Consider the following 15,756-nt stretch of genomic DNA (forward strand, 5'->3'; position numbering starts at 1 on the left):
GTGCATGGGGAGCGGTGCCCATCGACGATGGGTTGGACCGCGGGATAGGTTCTAGGTAATGGATCTTCCGGATGAGCCGGGGGCCGCTGGGGAGCCGATCGGATCGGGTCCGTTGACTAAAGGGAGATAACTAATGGCTATTTGGGGTGCAGACATTGCTCAGCTCAAGGCGCTCGGAACCAAGCTGCAGGCTGGTTCGTCCGAGATTGAGAAGCAGAAGTCGCAGCTGTCGAAGGCTCTTGACGGCACCGACTGGAAGGGCCCGGACGCGGACAAGTTCCGCAGTGAGTGGTCCGGTTCGCACGTGACGGCCCTGGCCAAGGTGGCACAGGCGCTGCAGGAAGCCGGCAAGCAGGCAACCAAGAACGCTTCCCAGCAGGAAGAGGCTTCCCGCTAGGAAGGCCTCCTCCCGCCAGGGACAGCATGCCGGATGCCCCGGACGCCGTAAAGCGTCCGGGGCATCCGTGCGTCCGGGGGATCCGGCTGGTATCGGACCGAGGGGCCGGCACGGCGTGCCGCTGCTTAGGGGACCGGCTCGACGTCGTTCGCGTGATCCAGCGGCGCCGGCGTTGCCGCGCTTTCCGAAACGGAGCCGCCCGCAGCGGCGGCTGCCACCCGCGACCCCCGCAGTTCGTCCACCCGGACCAGAACCACACCGCCGACAATCAGCACCCCGCCGAGGAGCTGGACGGGACCGGGGAGTTCACCGAGCAGGAGCCATGCCCAGATGACGGCGAAGAGCACCTCCGTGAGCGACACGAAGGACGCCACTTTGGAGCCCAGCGCCCGTGCGGCAACAATGCCGGAAACGTAGGCAAGGACCGTGGCCAGGACAATCAGGCCGCCCAGCGAAACCCACCACGGCGTGACCCACGGCCCCAGCTTGGTGTCCGCCGTGCTGAAGGCCATGGGCAGAAGGCCCGTGGCTGCGGCCAGCCACATCACTGCTGCACCCACCATGAGGCCGCCGGACGCCAGGACAATCGGCGGTAGCGTGTCATTTTCCTTGGCGGTGATGAAGAAGTAGATGGCCAGGCAGACAGCTGCGGCGATTCCCCAGAGGACACCGATGAAATCAATCTTCACCGCACCTGTCAGGTCCAGCACCAGGATCAGTCCGCCCAGCGAAAACAGCGTTCCCGCAATGGTCAGGGGGCGTGGCCGCCGGCGGCTTGCCGCCCACAGCCAAAGCACAATGATCACCGGGGCCAGATACTCAAGGAGCAGGGCAACGCCCACAGACAGCCGCGCCACGGCGTTGAAGTAGAAAAGCTGGCAGGCCGCCACGCCGATCAGGCCGAACAGCAGTATGGTCAGCCAGTTGTCCTTCAGCTGGTTCCAGCGGCCGCGCAGGGCCGGGACGGCCGGGACGGCGAGGATTATCGCCGCTCCGGTGAGGCGTGCCGTCACGGCGGCGCCGGGCGTCCAGCCGGTTTCGAGCAGGGCTTTCGCAAAGGATCCGGAAAGTCCGAAAACCGCCGACGAGAACAGCGCAACGCCGAGCCCGGACGCCAGGAAGCCGGCAGCCGGACCGCGGGTAGCGCCGGGCCGGGAAACGGCGCCCTCGACGGACGTTTCGGCGCGTTTGCGTACGGCAGGCACGGCTGCCTCCTGTCAGGAGTAAAGTGGGGTAATGGTCATGACATTACGCCCGTACCCTGTAAGGAGTCAAGATGGTATTTGCCCCTGACACTGAGGTAGCACTCCGCACCGTGGTGAGACTGATCAACAGCGCCGCCAACGGCGAGGAGCACCTCGCCACGGTCGGGGATTTGGACCGTTTTCTCCACGAGGAAGGGTTCTCCGGCGCGAGGGCCCGGGACGCGGCTGAACTGGCCAGCGTCCATAAACTGCGGGGCCAACTCACCGAGCTCTGGACCATGGATGAGGACGCGGCAGTCGAAACGGTCAACCGGCTGCTCCGCGAAGCCAGTGCCCTGCCGCAGCTGATCAAGCACGATGAATGGGACTGGCATCTGCACGCCACCACGAGGGAAGCCCCTTTGGCGGACAGAATGAGCACCGAAGCCGCCATGGCGCTGGTGGATGTGATCCGCAGCAAGGAGATGGACCGGATGCTGGTGTGCGCGGCGGAAGATTGCGACGCCGTGGTGCTGGACCTCAGCCGGAACCGGTCAAAGCGGTATTGCGATACCGGGAACTGCGCCAACCGGGCGCATGTGGCCGCTTACCGTGCGCGGAAAGCGGCGTCATAGGAAAAAGCGGCGTCATAGGAAACCGGGCCGGCAGGAACCAGGGCCCCCGGATCTAGCGGGGGTCGGCGCCGGGCGCGGAATCGGGCGTACCCGGGGCCTGGGACTCCGGACGGGTGGAATAGCTGCCGTGCCCGGAGGACTTTTTCGAACTCAGATTGACACCGGAACCCTTGCCCAGGTGGTCGGGGTTGCCCTTGTAGCTCATCGAGAGCATCGCGGCGACGACCAGGGTCACGATGAATGCAATGCCGGCACCGGTGAAGGCGAGATCGAAACGGGGAGCCCGGGAGCTGCCCCCGGAGGCGAAGATCAGCACGGCAAAGAATGCCAGGACAGCCCAGAATGCGGAGAACATGAGGGGTCCCTTGACCGAGGTCCGCAGATTGCGCGGTTCTCCTGGTTTCTGGTGTGCCAAGGTGTTTCCTCCCGTGCGGCACGGCCGGGGCCCTGCCGCTTTTAGTCAAGCGATTGTTCTACACGAAGTAGAACCGTTCCCTACTAGTTTACGGCCTCACTGGAAACGGTCCGCGCATCGTGCCGCAGGGTCAGGGCAGCCAGGATCCAAAGAACGCCGGAAATGATCGCCCCGCCGCCGGCCACCCCCAGCAGGGCATGCGCTCCGAGGCTGATGAAGAACGGCAGGGCCACAGCAGTTCCCAGGCCGATCACGCCAGAGGCCATCCAGTCGCGCGCCAGGACGCTGCGGCCGCGGTACAGGATTCCCAGGTAGAGTTCCGCCGCCCCCAGCAGGCCCAGGCCAAGCGCCGCGATGACACCGAACACCAGTTCACCGCCCAGGAACACCACGGCAACACCGGCTCCGGTCATGGCAGCGCCGGCCGCGGCCATGGCTTTGCCGGCCGGCTGCTTGGCTGCAATGCCAAACTGCCCGATGCCGCGCAGCAGCGTCACACCGGTGGCCAGCAGGTAGAGGCCGCCCGCCCAGCCCATTTCGGATGCGGACGGCGACGCCCAGAACACGGTAACCGCGCCGAAGGCAAGGGCTACCACGGCCCTGGTGAGCACCGGCTTCCACAGGTCCGCAGCGGGAGCGGTGAGGGCAGCAGGATCGGCAGGAGATGCGGGGAGGGTCACGCGTCCAGTTTAGTGCGCAGCGGATTCCACGCGAACCCGGCACGCGAACACGCAGCACAACAGGCTGGTCAGCCCCGGGAACCGGCCTGGGACGAACCCAGGACCATCCACTTGTCGGTCCTTGCCCGCAGGCCCAGGGTCACAGCGCGGGCGGACATGTAGCCCAGCGAAAAGGCAACCCACAACCAGGCGAGGCCGGCGGCGCCGTCGACAGCCCCAAGCCGCACAGCCACCAGCAGGGGCACGTACACCGCAAGGTTTACGACGCCGGCGACCGCCAGGTACTTCGCGTCACCGGCACCAATGAGGACGCCGTCCAGGACGAAAACGTAGCCGGCCAGCGGCTGTCCCGCGGCGAGCACCCACAGCGAGAGCATCAGCGCGGACTGGACGCCGGCGTCGGACGTGAAGAGGCCGCCCGCCCACGGAGCCGCAACGGCCAGCAACACGCCGGTGACCACGCCAAAACCCGCACCCCAGCGGATCATGGTCCGGGTCAGCTCGCGCACTTTGGCAGGATTGGCCGCACCCAGCTCCTTGCCGATCAGGGCCTGGGCGGCGATGGCCAAGGCATCCAGGGCGAACGCGAGGAACGTGAAGATGGTCATGGCCAGCTGATGGGCGGCCAGATTCACGGAGCCCTGGGCCGTAACCACGAGCACCGTTGCGAGGATCGCGATGCGCAGGCTCAGCGTCCGCAGCATGAGCCAGGACCCCACTTTGGTCATGGCCCGCACTCCCCGCCAGTCCGGCCGCAGCGGGACGCCGTGGTCGCGGGCATTGCGCTGGACGATGACCAGATACACCAGGGCCATGGCCCATTGGGCGATGCTGGTGCCCACGGCGGAACCGGTCACGGACCAATTCAGCCCATAGACGAGGGCGAGGTTGAGGAGAATGTTCAGGGTGAAGCCCGCCGATGCCACGGCCAGCGGCGTACGCGTGTCCTGCAGGCCGCGCAGCACCCCGGTGCCGGCGAAAATCAGGAGCATGGCCACGAGTCCGGGCATGGACCAGCGGAGATAGTCGACGGCGAACTGGCGGACATCGCCCGTTGCCCCCATCAGGTCGACCAGAAGCTCGGCGCCGGCAAACCCGGCCGCTGCCAGCACCAGGCCCAGGACAAGTGCCAGCCACACACCGTCCCGGCCGGCCGCCAGCGCCTTGGGGAGCTTGCCCTCGCCGATGGCCCGGGCAACCGCCGGGGTGGTGGAGTACGCCAGGAACACCATGAGGCCCACGGCCGTGTGGAGCACCGCGGACGCCAGCCCCACCCCTGCCAGTTGCGCCACACCGAGGTGGCCGACGATGGCGGAGTCCGCAAGAAGGAAGAGCGGCTCGGCGATGAGGGCGCCGAACGCCGGGACGGCGAGGCGGAGGATTTCCCGGGCGTTCCGGCCGGCGGGAACAACTTCGGCGGTGGCGGGTGATTCTGGCACGGATTCAGCCTAACTGGAGAGACCCGTCACATGCGGCTCCATATGGTTGACTCTTCAACTAATTCTTGGCAATGTTAATCATTGAAGTTTCAAGAGCGCGGGCCTCACGGCGCCGCGGCAATGTCCCACCGATCTCCGAAATGGTGAAACTCCCATGAACCAGTCCACACTGACCACCACAGCACTCACTATCCTGCGTGTCATAGCTGGATTCCTCTTCGCAGCCCACGGCTGGCAGAAGTTCAATGAGTGGACCATCGCGGGCACGCAGGCCTCCTTCGCCAAGATGGGCATACCGGCCGCTGAACTGGCAGCCCCTACTGTCGCCACTCTCGAGCTTGTTGGCGGCGTCGCGCTGATCCTCGGGGTGCTGACGCGCATCTTCGCCGCACTTCTCGCGCTGGATATGCTCGGCGCATTGTTCCTTGTCCACGCCTCTGCCGGCGTTTTCGCCGCCACGGGCGGTTACGAGCTGGTGCTTCTGCTGGCAGCCGGAGCCCTCGCCATTGCCCTGACCGGCGCGGGCAAGGTGGCCGTGGACCGTGCCCTGTTCGGCCGCAGCAACTCGAAGCTCAGCGTCCTCGCCTAAGCAGCCGTCGCCGGACAAAGAAACCCGCACGACGCCGGGCCGGTCACCTTGGTGGCCGGCCCGGCGTCGGTTTCTGCGGGCGCTCCCAAGGTGGTCCCAACCTGGACTATTAGCCGGAGACTCCCGTCAATTCGTTGGGCACGTGCGGCAGCCCAGCTGATTTCCTGACGCTGCCCGAGGCAAGGTCCACAGCATGGATCACGCGGCGGGCCGGCTCGGTCACGTAAGCGGTGGAGCCCTGAACGAACAATGCGGGGCGCGGGTCCTGCCATGTCTCGGACTCCTCCCACGCCTCCACCACCGGCACGGTGGACGTGATGTTTCCGGTCAGCGGATCGATGATCCGCAGGGCACCGTCGGTCCCCAGCACCAGGGCCTCGCCCTCGGGGCCCCTGCCCAGCGAGCGGAACGAGTAGCTGGTGCCGAGCTCCACGAGGCGGAGGGTCGCCGTGTCCGTATTAACGAGCGACACACGTGTTGGACGCTCCAGTTCGGCCTCCCTGTCGACCTTGTAGTCGCCCAGGACCACGGGCGACTCCGGCGATCCTGCCTGGTTCCCCATTCGGCCGTAGGCGTCAGGACTGGCCACCTTGGAAATGCGGCCGTTACGGTAGATCAGCATGCCGTTTTCGCAGCCCACCACAACGGCGTCCTGCCCTGCCGATGCTTCGCCATGCACGCCCGGGCAGTCCTCGTTGCGCACCAGCTCGGTCCGGTCCTGGCCCGCTCCGGCATTGAGGACGGCGACTCCCCGCCTCGCCTCATCGTCACCAAGGGTTACCAGCAGCTTGCCTTCCTTCAACGGCACCGCCACGCCGTGGTGGGCTTCCGGCGTGGTGTAAACATCAGTCCCGGGAAGATCCCCGCCTTCTTCCGCCAGTCCGGCCGGGTCAAAGATTTCAACTTTTCCCGAACCGTCACTGAAGAGTGCTGTCCTGCCGGCATGGAATACGGCATGGCCGGGCTTGGTCGCCTCAAACGCGGCGTCCGTAAGCGCCGGCGGCGCAGCATAGGAATGCCCGTGATCGCCATGCTTTTCGGTCCAGACGCCGGCATCGAACACCCGGAAGGCATTGCCTGTCGACACCAGGACATAACGGCCGTCGCCCGCGGGGTTCAGCCTGTTGAAGCCCGTAAGCTCCGCCTCCCCCACCACGTCCAGCGACGCGGCGTCGAGCACCGTGATGCCCTCCGCGTGCGTCATGACCAGCCTGGGCGCCGGGCCCTGGACTTCCTGGGCGGCAGCGGACTCGGCGGCCCGCCCCGTGGCTTGCGCGCCGGCCCCCGCGGCGTCACCGCTTACGCTTCCGGGAGCAGCGCCGGCGCAGCCGCTCAGTACCAGAGCCGATGCAGCCACTGCCGCCGCACCGGAGAGGCGGGGAAGGGGGGCGCCAGGCCGCCGGGGCGTCGCGAGACCGGCGGACCGCAGGAGCACCCGCGGGATGGAGCGTGGCGCGGACAGCGGGGAACGGAGGAGGGGCTTGAAGCGGGACAGGCGGCGAGTGGGATTCTTCATAGGCTAAATGATAGTGATTCTCATTAGCTTCGCAAATCGAATGAAGGGGGAATCACCTGCCGCGCCTACGGACGCCGCCCCAGCCCTCATATGGCGGAAGGGGTGGCGTTTGTGTCATTCCGACCGGGCGGTACGCCGGGTCATCAGTAAACTCTCAGCATGAGCGAGACTGCCGCCAATTCAGTGACCCTCCGCTTCCTTGCGGCCCCCACCGACGTCGGCCACAGCGGCTCCGTGGACGCCGGAACGGTTCTCGAGTGGGTTGACAAGGCTGCTTATGCCGCCGCCGTCGGCTGGTCCAAGTCCTATTGCGTGACCGCCTACGTGGGCAACATCCACTTTGCCGATCCGGTCAACAGCGGTGACATGGTGGAGGTCACTGCCACGATCGTCTACACCGGGCGCTCCTCCATGCATATCCGGACCGTGGTGTCCTCCGGCGACCCCAAAGGCGGCCCGGCCACGATGCGCAGCCAGTGCATGGTCATCTTCGTGGCCGTGGGCCCGGACGGGAAGCCGGTGCCCGTCACGCAGTTCGAGCCTTCCACCGCGGAGGAAATCGAAGAGCGCGACCACGCCCTGGCACGGATCAAGGTCCGCGAAGACATCGTCCAGGCAATGAACGCGCAGGAATACACGGACGCAGGAACCGCCGAACGGGTTGTCCTCCGTTTTATGGCCGCTCCCACGGACGTGAACTGGGGCGGCAAGGTGCACGGCGGCATCGTCATGAAATGGATCGACGAGGCCGCCTATGTGTGCGCTTCGCGGTACTGCGGCAAGGACACCGTGGCCGTGTTCTCCGGCGGAGTGCGCTTCTACCGTCCGCTGCTGATCGGCCACGTGGTGGAAGTGGAAGCACGGCTGGTGTACACCGGCACCAAGGGAATGCATATCGCCGTGCACGTCCGTTCCGGCGACCCCAAGGGCCGGGAGATGAACCTCACCACCTACTGCCTGACCGTCATGGTGGCCCGCGACGCCGCCGGGAACTCGGTGCCCATTCTGCCCTGGGTGCCGGTCTCCGAGGAGGACAAGCGCCTGCACGCCCACGCCCGGGAACTGCTGGAGATCCGGGGCCGGGCACCTGGAAACCGGCTGCCCAACCACCTCCTGGCCGGCGGCGCGGCCCGCGGCACTGCGCAGGACACGGCCCCGGTGCGGCAGGCGACGTAGCCCGGCCAGCTAGAAGCCGCCGCCTCCGGCATCGGCCGCCATGTTGGCAAAGCGCGAGTAGTGCCCCTGGAACGCCACGACAATGTCCTTGGTGGGGCCGTTACGGTGTTTGGCGATGAGAATGTCCGCCTCGCCGGCGCGCGGCGATTCCTTGTCATAGACGTCCTCACGGTGGAGCAGGATAACCATGTCGGCGTCCTGCTCGATGGATCCCGACTCGCGGAGGTCCGAGACCATGGGCCGCTTGTCCTGCCGCTGTTCGGAGCCACGGTTCAGCTGCGAAAGGGCAATCACGGGCACCTGGAGCTCCTTGGCCAGCAGCTTCAGGGCACGCGAGAACTCTGAGACTTCCTGCTGACGGGATTCGACCTTCTTACCCGAGCTCATCAGCTGCAGGTAGTCCAGGATGACCAGCTTGAGGTCGTGCTGCTGCTTGAGCCGGCGGCACTTGGCGCGGATTTCCATGAGCGACATGTTCGGGCTGTCGTCAATGAACAGCGGGGCGTCGTTCATCCGGCCCATGGTGGTGGCGATCTTGGACCATTGTTCGTCCTTGATGGTGCCCTTACGGAGGTCCTGGAGGCCGATGGTGGCCTCCGCGGAAAGGAGGCGCATGGCGATTTCGTTCCGGCCCATTTCCAGGGAGAACATCACCGTGGCGAGATTGTTCTTGATGGCCGCAGACCGGGCGAAGTCCAGGGCGAACGTGGACTTACCGACGGCCGGGCGGGCGGCGATGACGATCATCTGCCCCGGGTGCAGGCCGTGCGTGAGCTCATCCAGTTCGTAAAAGCCCGTGGGCACGCCCGTCATGCCTTCACCGCGGTGGCCCGAGGCTTCGATCTCGTCCACAGTGGATTCCATGACGTCCTTGAGGACAACGTAGTCCTCAGCCGTACGTCGTTCGGCCACGGCGTAGATCTCGGCCTGGGCCTGGTTGACGAGGTCTTCCACTTCACCGTCTGAGCCGTACCCCAGCTGGACGATCTTCGTGCCGGCATTTACCAGCCGCCGCAGCACGGCACGCTCGGCAACGATCTCCGCATAGTATCCGGCGTTGGCTGCAGTGGGTACGGTCTGGATGAGCTCGTGCAGGTAGGCGGGGCCGCCGATCCTGTTGATCTCTCCGCGCTTGGTCAGCTCATCAGACACGGTCACGGCATCGGCGGGCTCGCCGCGGCCATAGAGGTCAATCACGGCCTCGTAGATTGTCTCGTGGGCGGGCCGGTAGAAGTCCTGGCCCCGCAGGATCTCAACGACGTCGGCGATGGCGTCCTTGGACAGCATCATTCCGCCGAGAACTGATTGCTCAGCAGGGATGTCCTGGGGCGGCTTTCGGTTGCCTTCGGAACTCCGGGTGCCCTCGATTGAGTCCAGGTGCGTAACTGACAAAGCTGCCGTCCTCCATTGTGTACCGCGGCGGTTTCTCAATGCCGGCGGTGCTGTAGCTATCTGCCTGTGGGCTGCCCTGCGCAGCGGAATTCCCCGCTGCGCAGCAGGACCAGTAGTACCTGCAGGCACTGACAGTTTTCCGGCATCGGCAAAGCGCCGACGTCCGCTCGTTCCGGCCGCCAATCCGGTTATCCCCAGTTTGCGGAGGTTATCCACAATTGAGCGTCCGGGTCCGTTTCCGGTTGTCCCGCAACAGGCCTGTCCGGACTATGGAAAACAGGTACCAACGCCCCAAAAACAGGTATCCCGCTACGTTAGCCCCCGTTCCGCCGGCCACCAAGCCCACATACATGCACACCTGTGGATAAGTTGTGGACTAGCGGCCCCTGCTTGTGCACAGCCTGTGTGGTCACCTGTGGATACCAAAAAACTTTGGCCACCAATATGCCTCTGACCTGCGGAAACGTTCAAAATGGCTTGTGGACGAAAGATTCTTTTGGGGAACATTCATCCACAGCTTGCAGGTTCGCACTGGGGATACCGGCGAGTAGGAGAGGCGAAGTGACGCAGAATATACGCGCATTGTGATGTACGCCACGACAACTGGCTCGAATTGACGGTTTACCCGCCCGGGCTGTATGCGTACGTCAGAATATGCTGTGGATAACGGTGAACTGGCATAAGCTCTAGTTATGGGCGATGTATTAGTAGTTATGCTGCCTGCCCTCATTCTGGTGGCAGTGATTTGGGGGGTTTCAACGGCGTTGAAACCACGGGACACCGGCATCTCCGATGCGGAACGCTATCAACTGGAACTGGCCCTCCGGTCGCAGGCCCACTACGCTGCCCAGGTGAAGGCAGCCACGGCCGCGCGGGCGCGGGTTGACGCCTCCACCCGGCCGAGCCAGAACGAGCAACAGCAGTCGCAGCAGGCCGACCACGCACGGGCGGCCCTGCACGCCCAGGCCGGCTCCAGTCCGGGCGTGGGCATGCACGGCTACCAGGGACCGGTCCTCCCCGGCGGGCAGCTGAACCCGCAGTTCGCCCTACAGCTCCAGTCGATGGCCCGCAGCGGCCAGAAACTCCAGGCCATCAAGTTGCTGCGGCAGGCAACGCATTCGGATCTCTTGACCGCCAAGAATTATGTAGATCGGCTGTAGTAATGGAATCGCTAGTGATCCCCGTTCTGATCCTGCTCCTCGTGGGAGCGGGTGTCCTCGTGGTGGCCCGCGCCGTCGGACGCCGCACCGCCGGCAACAAGGCAAGTGGCAGTACGCCGCCCGGGAACCCTGCGGACGTGGCGCGGGCCGCGGCGGCCAAGCTTACCGAGGACCAGCACCGGCGCCTGTACGCCCTGATCGCCCAGGGGCAGGCCATGGCGGCCATCAAGCTCTACTACGAAGCCTCAGGAGAGGGCCTGCGGGCCTCGCGTGACGCCGTCGGCGCCCTGGCGGCCAATCCGCAGCCCTTCCACCCAGCGGCCCCGGAGGAGCCTGAGAATGACGACGACGACGCTCCGGAGCGTTTCCCGTACCGCTACCGGGCCATCGCCAGTAAGGGCGATGTCACCCGCGAGGTCAGCAGCAACATGCTGAACGACGAGATCTACGGCCGGATCCGCACGCTGGCCAGAAGCGGCGACACGGAAGCGGCGGCCATGGCGCTGACGCGGCACTCGGACATCTCCATGAAGCAGGCCCGGGAGTTCATCGCCCTGCTCGACGACTGAGCTTCCAGCCTGACCACTCAGAAATCGAAAAGCTCCCCGAGCCAGCCTTCCTTCTTTTTGGGCCGCCTGCGGTCGTCATAGCGCCGGTCGTCATGCCGGGGCCGGTCCCGCCGCTCGTCATAGCGGCGATCGTCAGGACGCCTGTCATCGCGGCGCGGGTCCAGGTTGTTGTTGTACAGCGGCGGCGGAATGAGCCCCGGGGCGGGAGGGGCTACCGGGGCTGCCTGCGCGGCAGGACCCGTCAGATCGGCGGCCCTGTCGATGATCTTGTCCAACTCGCCGCGGTCAAGCCACACGCCGCGGCACTGCGGACAGTAATCGATCTCCACTCCGCTGCGTTCGCTCATGATTAGGTCTACTGAATCCACAGGGCATTTCATGTCCGGCACAACGAGCAGGGCCCCGGAAAAGTTCGGCGCATCCACCGCGGGCCGGCAGCTGAGGGCCCGCCGTCCTGTTCCTACCGCCCGCCCGAGATTCCGGCCAGCAGCTGTTCGAACGGCAGGGACTCGGCGGCTTCGGGCTTCCGCCGCGGCCGGTCAGCCGTCAGCAGCCCTGCGAACTCATCCGCGGCCCGCCCGATCCGCACCGAAAGGGGCGAACCGCCGTCGTCCGTGTTGCCCCAATCCTGGGGGCCGGCGAAGACGGCGGTGGCCGCTGTGCGGGTCCGCAGGTAGCTGAACAGGGGACGCATGGCATAGTCCAGGACCATCTGGTGGCGGTCGGTGCCGCCGGTTGCCCCGAGGAGGGCGGCCTTGCCCTCCAGCGACTTCGGATCCAGGACGTCGATAAAGGACTTGAAGAGGCCGCTGTAGGAGGCACTGAAGACCGGCGTGACCGCGATGATGCCGTCCGAATCCTCCACGCCTGCAATGACTTCGGCGAGCCGCGGGCCCGCATAACCCGTCACAAAATTGTTGGCGATGTCCACCGCGAGGTCACGGAGTTCCACAACGTCCACGGTCACGGCATAGCCGGCTGCGGCCAGCCGCTGTTCGGCGGCCGCTGCCAGCTGGTCAGCCAGAAGCCGGCTCGACGACGGTACGCCAAGGCCGGCGGAAAGGACGGTTATGCGGCGGGTTTCCACGGTTTTCTCCTGAAGGTCAACGGTAAATCCAGAGTATATGCGTTTGCATCTACCTACTCAACCGACGCATCCTCGTGTTTATTCCGCAGCGTCGGGGCACCACCGGGTGGGCCTGCTGACAACCCGGGCGGCGTCTGCCAGACTGCCGTCATGGCTGAAAACAAGACCCAGGCAACCGACGCGTCCGTGCAGGATTTCCTGGACGGCGTGGAAAACGACGCCCGGCGCAACGATGGCCTGCGGCTTCTGGCCCTCATGAAGGAAAACACCGGGGAGGCACCCGTGATGTGGGGTCCCAGCATCGTTGGCTTCGGAAGTTACCACTACCGGTACGAGAGCGGCCGCGAGGGAGACACCGTCGCTGTGGGGTTTTCCCCCCGGAAGGGGAGCCTTTCGCTGTATGGGCTCACCTACGCACCCGAAGCGGCGGGCCTGCTGCCGCGGCTGGGCAAACACAAGGTGGGCGCGGGATGCCTCTACGTCAACAAGCTGGACGACGTGGACGAGGCGGTGCTGGCCGAACTCATCCGGGCCGGCCACCGGCACTCCACCACCGTGATGCACCAGGGCTAGCGCTCAATCGGGAACCGGGCGTTAACGACAAAGGCCCCCGCGTTTCGGTTCCGAAGCGGAATCCGAATGCGGGGGCCTTCAGCAGTTCAGGACTGCGTAGCGCTCTGGCGAGGGGCCGGAGGGACTACTTGCCTGCGACTACGTCGAGTTCGATCACAGCGGCAACGTCGTCGTGCAGACGGACGTTGGCCTGGTAGGAACCAACCGACTTGATGTGTGCCGGCAGTTCAACCTTGCGCTTGTCGATGCGGCCGAGGCCAGCGGCCTCAACAGCGTCGGCCACGTCGCCCTGCTTGACGGTGCCGAACAGGCGTCCGGTCTCGCCAGCCTTGACAACGAGCTTGACCGGCTTGGCGGAGAGTGCAGCGGCCTGCTTCTGAGCATCTTCCAGGGAAGCGTGCTCGCGGGCAACGCGGGCAGCCTTGATGGACTCAACCTGCTTTTCGCCACCCTTCGACCAGGTCAGAGCGAAACCGCGGGGCAGCAGGAAGTTACGTGCGTAACCGTCCTTGACCTCGACAACGTCGCCAGCAGCACCGAGACCGGTTACTTCGTGGGTCAGAATGAGCTTTGCCATTTTAGTTAATCCCTTCCTTAGCCGCGGCCAGCGCCGGAGTAAGGCAGCAGAGCAACTTCGCGGGCGTTCTTGATTGCCTGGGCGATCTTGCGCTGTTCCTGCACCGTGACGCCAGTGACGCGACGGGCGCGGATCTTTCCGCGGTCGGAGATGAACTTGCGCAGCAATGCTACGTCCTTGTAGTCGATGACGGTGATGTCAGCGGCCTTCAAGGGGTTGGACTTTGGTTTGGGCTTACGGAGTTCAGCCTTAGCCATCGTGGAGCTCCTATTCTATGGAGCCCGTGGATATTGATCCACGGGATGGTGGTGGTTCGACGGCGGCACTCACCCGGGAGCCGTGAGGCATCCCGGCGGGTTCCGGCGCCGGACCTGAATTATTGGTTAGAAGGGAGGTTCGGAATCCGGGCCGTTGCCCCAGCCGCCGCCCGCATTGCTGACACCGGGCGTTGCCCAGGGGTCTTCCTGCGCTGCGGGCTGGTTGCCGCCCCAAGTTCCTCCGGTGTTGCCGCCCTGGTTTGCACCCTGGCCGCCACCGAATCCACCGCCGCTGTTGCCGCCGCCGAAGCCACCCTGACCACCCTGACCGCCGGAGCGCTGGGTGCGGTTGACCTTGGCGTTGGCGTAGCGCAGGCTCGGGCCGATTTCATCGACTTCGAGCTCGATAACGGTGCGCTTCTCGCCTTCTTTGGTTTCGTAGGAACGGCTCTTCAAACGGCCGTTAACGATAACGCGCATGCCCTTGGTAAGGGATTCCGCGACGTTTTCGGCTGCTTCACGCCAGACCGAGGCGCGGAGGAACAGGGTTTCCCCGTCCTTCCACTCATTCGACTGGCGATCGAAGGTGCGGGGCGTAGAAGCGATGGTGAAATTCGCTACTGCCGAACCTGACGGTGTGAACCTCAGTTCGGGGTCATTGGTGAGATTACCGATGACCGTAATAGTGGTTTCGCCTGCCATCTACTGCCTCCTTGTTCGTTCCTGCGGGGTAAAGATTGAATGCCGGGAGCTGAAATTACTCAGCAACGACCTTCTGCTCTTCGGGGCGGGTGATCTTGGTGCGCATGATGGTCTCATTGAGACTCAGCTGGCGGTCAAGTTCCTTGGCGGTGTCCGGCTTGGCGGTGAAGTTCACCACTGCGTAGATACCTTCAGACTTCTTCTTGATTTCGTAAGCCAGGCGACGACGGCCCCAGATGTCAACCTTTTCGATGGTTCCACCATCGTTGGTGATGACGTTCAGGAACTTCTGAAGCGTTGGCTCAACGGTACGCTCTTCGACCTCGGGGTCGATGATTACCATCAATTCGTAAGGACGCATATGTGAACCCACCTCCTTTGGGCTAAGCGGTTACGGCATTTCCGTAACAGGAGGTTCATTTGCGATGCCGTGCACGCCCGGTCACCAAAACGGAGACAGGACGCAGCACAGACTTCAATATCTTAGTGCATTTAGGCCGGTTTCGGCGATTCGTCACCCGTTCAGGCTAGTCCCGGGGCCTTGCCGGGCGGAAACGCCCCGGATGCTATGTGGAAAAGCGTGCGGGAACGGAGCCCGGCCTGTTTGTTTGGCTAGAGTAACGACACATGGACACCAGCCCTCCGCCCGCCAGGATCAGACGAAGCCGGCTGCGGTTCTTAGCCATGGTCGCGGCAGGCCTGGCTACCGCGGCAGCAACCGGGCTGTCCGGGCACTGGGTCGAAGCGCCGGCCGTCGGTTGGGGCAGTGCCGCCCTCGTCTACGTGGCCTGGGTGTGGCTTGTGGTGGGAAGGCTCGGCCCCGCCGGGACGCGGGCCCATGCGACATCGGAGGATCCGTCCCGCAGAACTACCGACCTGCTGATCCTTGTGGCCAACGTTGCCAGCCTGGCCGCTGTAGCCGCCGTCGTCGTGGATTCGCACCGGGCCGACGGCGGATCGCGACTCAACGGCGGGCTCCTGGCCCTGGCGTGTGTGGCATTGTCCTGGATCCTGGTGCAGACACTCTTCACCCTGCGCTACGCCGAGCTCTACTACAGCACCGGCAAACGCGGCGGGCGGGAGGTGGGCGGCATCGACTTCAACCAGGAGCGGCCGCCGCAGTACACGGATTTTGCCTATCTCGCCACGAGCCTTGGCATGACGTACCAGGTGTCTGACACCAATCTGCAGAACCACCTCATCAGGGCCGAGGCCCTCAAGCACAGCCTGCTTTCCTATCTCTTCGGCACCGTAATACTCGCCACGACCATCAACCTGGTGATCGGACTGGCCTGAGCACGGGCCGAATGGACCGGGCTCCCGGGCGGACTTGATTGCTGGCGGTCTTGACCCATCGGACGCCGAGGAGCACTATGACACAAGCACCGGTCTCACCTCGGCGACGATA

20 protein-coding genes are annotated in these 15,756 nt (G+C 64.9%); 8 read left to right on the forward strand and 12 right to left on the reverse strand.

The genetic code is table 11. The annotated features are described in order from the left end of the window. Positions 1 to 133 precede the first annotated feature (133 nt). Positions 134 to 397 (forward strand): hypothetical protein, encoded by a 264-nt coding sequence (locus tag AC1DRE_RS24275; RefSeq protein ID WP_104172623.1) that lies wholly within the window; start codon positions 134 to 136, stop codon positions 395 to 397. A gap of 125 nt (positions 398 to 522) precedes the next feature. Here the strand turns inward: AC1DRE_RS24275 and AC1DRE_RS24280 are convergent, their stop codons facing one another. Further along, positions 523 to 1,515 (reverse strand): EamA family transporter, encoded by a 993-nt coding sequence (locus AC1DRE_RS24280; protein WP_476987062.1) that lies wholly within the window; start codon positions 1,513 to 1,515, stop codon positions 523 to 525. Between the two features lie 158 nt (positions 1,516 to 1,673). On the opposite strand from AC1DRE_RS24280, the gene AC1DRE_RS24285 reads away from it, so the two are divergent. Beyond that, the gene (locus AC1DRE_RS24285; RefSeq protein ID WP_476987036.1) at positions 1,674 to 2,216 is read left to right on the forward strand and encodes a CGNR zinc finger domain-containing protein; all 543 of its coding nucleotides are present in this window, start codon (positions 1,674 to 1,676) and stop codon (positions 2,214 to 2,216) included. 52 nt (positions 2,217 to 2,268) lie between these two features. Here AC1DRE_RS24285 and AC1DRE_RS24290 read toward each other — a convergent pair whose 3' ends face one another. The 3 genes from AC1DRE_RS24290 to AC1DRE_RS24300 form a co-directional block, all read right to left on the reverse strand. Beyond that, positions 2,269 to 2,631, reverse strand: coding sequence for a hypothetical protein (locus AC1DRE_RS24290; protein ID WP_476987037.1), 363 nt, complete (start codon positions 2,629 to 2,631; stop codon positions 2,269 to 2,271). An 83-nt stretch (positions 2,632 to 2,714) separates the two neighbouring features. Beyond that, a complete protein-coding gene (locus tag AC1DRE_RS24295) occupies positions 2,715 to 3,311 on the reverse strand; it encodes a hypothetical protein (protein ID WP_476987038.1) in 597 nt (198 codons plus the stop codon). A 68-nt stretch (positions 3,312 to 3,379) separates the two neighbouring features. Further along, complete coding sequence (locus tag AC1DRE_RS24300; protein WP_476987039.1) at positions 3,380 to 4,750, reverse strand: MATE family efflux transporter; 1,371 nt, start codon at positions 4,748 to 4,750, stop codon at positions 3,380 to 3,382. A 154-nt stretch (positions 4,751 to 4,904) separates the two neighbouring features. Here AC1DRE_RS24300 and AC1DRE_RS24305 point away from each other — a divergent pair, with 154 nt between their 5' ends. Then, entirely contained in the window at positions 4,905 to 5,339 is a 435-nt protein-coding gene (locus AC1DRE_RS24305) for a DoxX family protein (protein WP_476987040.1), read from the forward strand. A 109-nt stretch (positions 5,340 to 5,448) separates the two neighbouring features. Here the strand turns inward: AC1DRE_RS24305 and aztD are convergent, their stop codons facing one another. Next, entirely contained in the window at positions 5,449 to 6,855 is a 1,407-nt protein-coding gene (aztD, locus tag AC1DRE_RS24310; protein WP_476987041.1) for a zinc metallochaperone AztD, read from the reverse strand. A gap of 159 nt (positions 6,856 to 7,014) precedes the next feature. Here aztD and AC1DRE_RS24315 point away from each other — a divergent pair, with 159 nt between their 5' ends. After that, entirely contained in the window at positions 7,015 to 8,031 is a 1,017-nt protein-coding gene (locus AC1DRE_RS24315; protein WP_476987042.1) for an acyl-CoA thioesterase, read from the forward strand. A 9-nt stretch (positions 8,032 to 8,040) separates the two neighbouring features. On the opposite strand, the gene dnaB is transcribed toward AC1DRE_RS24315, so the two are convergent. Further along, entirely contained in the window at positions 8,041 to 9,423 is a 1,383-nt protein-coding gene (dnaB, locus tag AC1DRE_RS24320; protein WP_104174562.1) for a replicative DNA helicase, read from the reverse strand. A gap of 692 nt (positions 9,424 to 10,115) precedes the next feature. Here dnaB and AC1DRE_RS24325 point away from each other — a divergent pair. Both AC1DRE_RS24325 and AC1DRE_RS24330 read left to right on the forward strand, forming a co-directional pair. After that, the gene (locus AC1DRE_RS24325) at positions 10,116 to 10,583 is read left to right on the forward strand and encodes a hypothetical protein (RefSeq protein ID WP_476987043.1); all 468 of its coding nucleotides are present in this window, start codon (positions 10,116 to 10,118) and stop codon (positions 10,581 to 10,583) included. Positions 10,584 to 10,585: 2 nt separating this feature from the next. Beyond that, a complete protein-coding gene (locus tag AC1DRE_RS24330) occupies positions 10,586 to 11,152 on the forward strand; it encodes a hypothetical protein (protein WP_476987044.1) in 567 nt (188 codons plus the stop codon). Between the two features lie 17 nt (positions 11,153 to 11,169). On the opposite strand, the gene AC1DRE_RS24335 is transcribed toward AC1DRE_RS24330, so the two are convergent. Beyond that, complete coding sequence (locus AC1DRE_RS24335; protein ID WP_476987063.1) at positions 11,170 to 11,532, reverse strand: TFIIB-type zinc ribbon-containing protein; 363 nt, start codon at positions 11,530 to 11,532, stop codon at positions 11,170 to 11,172. A gap of 80 nt (positions 11,533 to 11,612) precedes the next feature. Beyond that, positions 11,613 to 12,239, reverse strand: coding sequence for an FMN reductase (locus AC1DRE_RS24340; RefSeq protein ID WP_476987045.1), 627 nt, complete (start codon positions 12,237 to 12,239; stop codon positions 11,613 to 11,615). Between the two features lie 150 nt (positions 12,240 to 12,389). Between AC1DRE_RS24340 and AC1DRE_RS24345 the strand changes: the two genes are divergently transcribed. Further along, positions 12,390 to 12,812 carry a DUF1801 domain-containing protein gene (locus AC1DRE_RS24345; protein WP_476987046.1) on the forward strand — a complete coding sequence of 141 codons (423 nt, stop codon included), beginning with the start codon at positions 12,390 to 12,392 and terminating at the stop codon, positions 12,810 to 12,812. A 124-nt stretch (positions 12,813 to 12,936) separates the two neighbouring features. Here the strand turns inward: AC1DRE_RS24345 and rplI are convergent, their stop codons facing one another. From rplI to rpsF, 4 genes are all read right to left on the reverse strand, one after another. After that, on the reverse strand, positions 12,937 to 13,389 hold the full coding sequence (gene rplI / locus AC1DRE_RS24350) for a 50S ribosomal protein L9 (protein WP_011693939.1): 453 nt from the start codon (positions 13,387 to 13,389) through the stop codon (positions 12,937 to 12,939). A gap of 17 nt (positions 13,390 to 13,406) precedes the next feature. Continuing rightward, entirely contained in the window at positions 13,407 to 13,646 is a 240-nt protein-coding gene (gene rpsR / locus AC1DRE_RS24355; protein WP_003800144.1) for a 30S ribosomal protein S18, read from the reverse strand. Positions 13,647 to 13,772: 126 nt separating this feature from the next. Continuing rightward, entirely contained in the window at positions 13,773 to 14,348 is a 576-nt protein-coding gene (locus AC1DRE_RS24360) for a single-stranded DNA-binding protein (protein ID WP_104174567.1), read from the reverse strand. 55 nt (positions 14,349 to 14,403) lie between these two features. Beyond that, on the reverse strand, positions 14,404 to 14,709 hold the full coding sequence (gene rpsF, locus AC1DRE_RS24365; RefSeq protein WP_055802737.1) for a 30S ribosomal protein S6: 306 nt from the start codon (positions 14,707 to 14,709) through the stop codon (positions 14,404 to 14,406). 266 nt (positions 14,710 to 14,975) lie between these two features. On the opposite strand from rpsF, the gene AC1DRE_RS24370 reads away from it, so the two are divergent. Continuing rightward, the gene (locus tag AC1DRE_RS24370; RefSeq protein ID WP_476987047.1) at positions 14,976 to 15,644 is read left to right on the forward strand and encodes a DUF1345 domain-containing protein; all 669 of its coding nucleotides are present in this window, start codon (positions 14,976 to 14,978) and stop codon (positions 15,642 to 15,644) included. Positions 15,645 to 15,756: the final 112 nt, after the last annotated feature.

This window comes from Arthrobacter sp. P4_H3, from assembly GCF_056400885.1.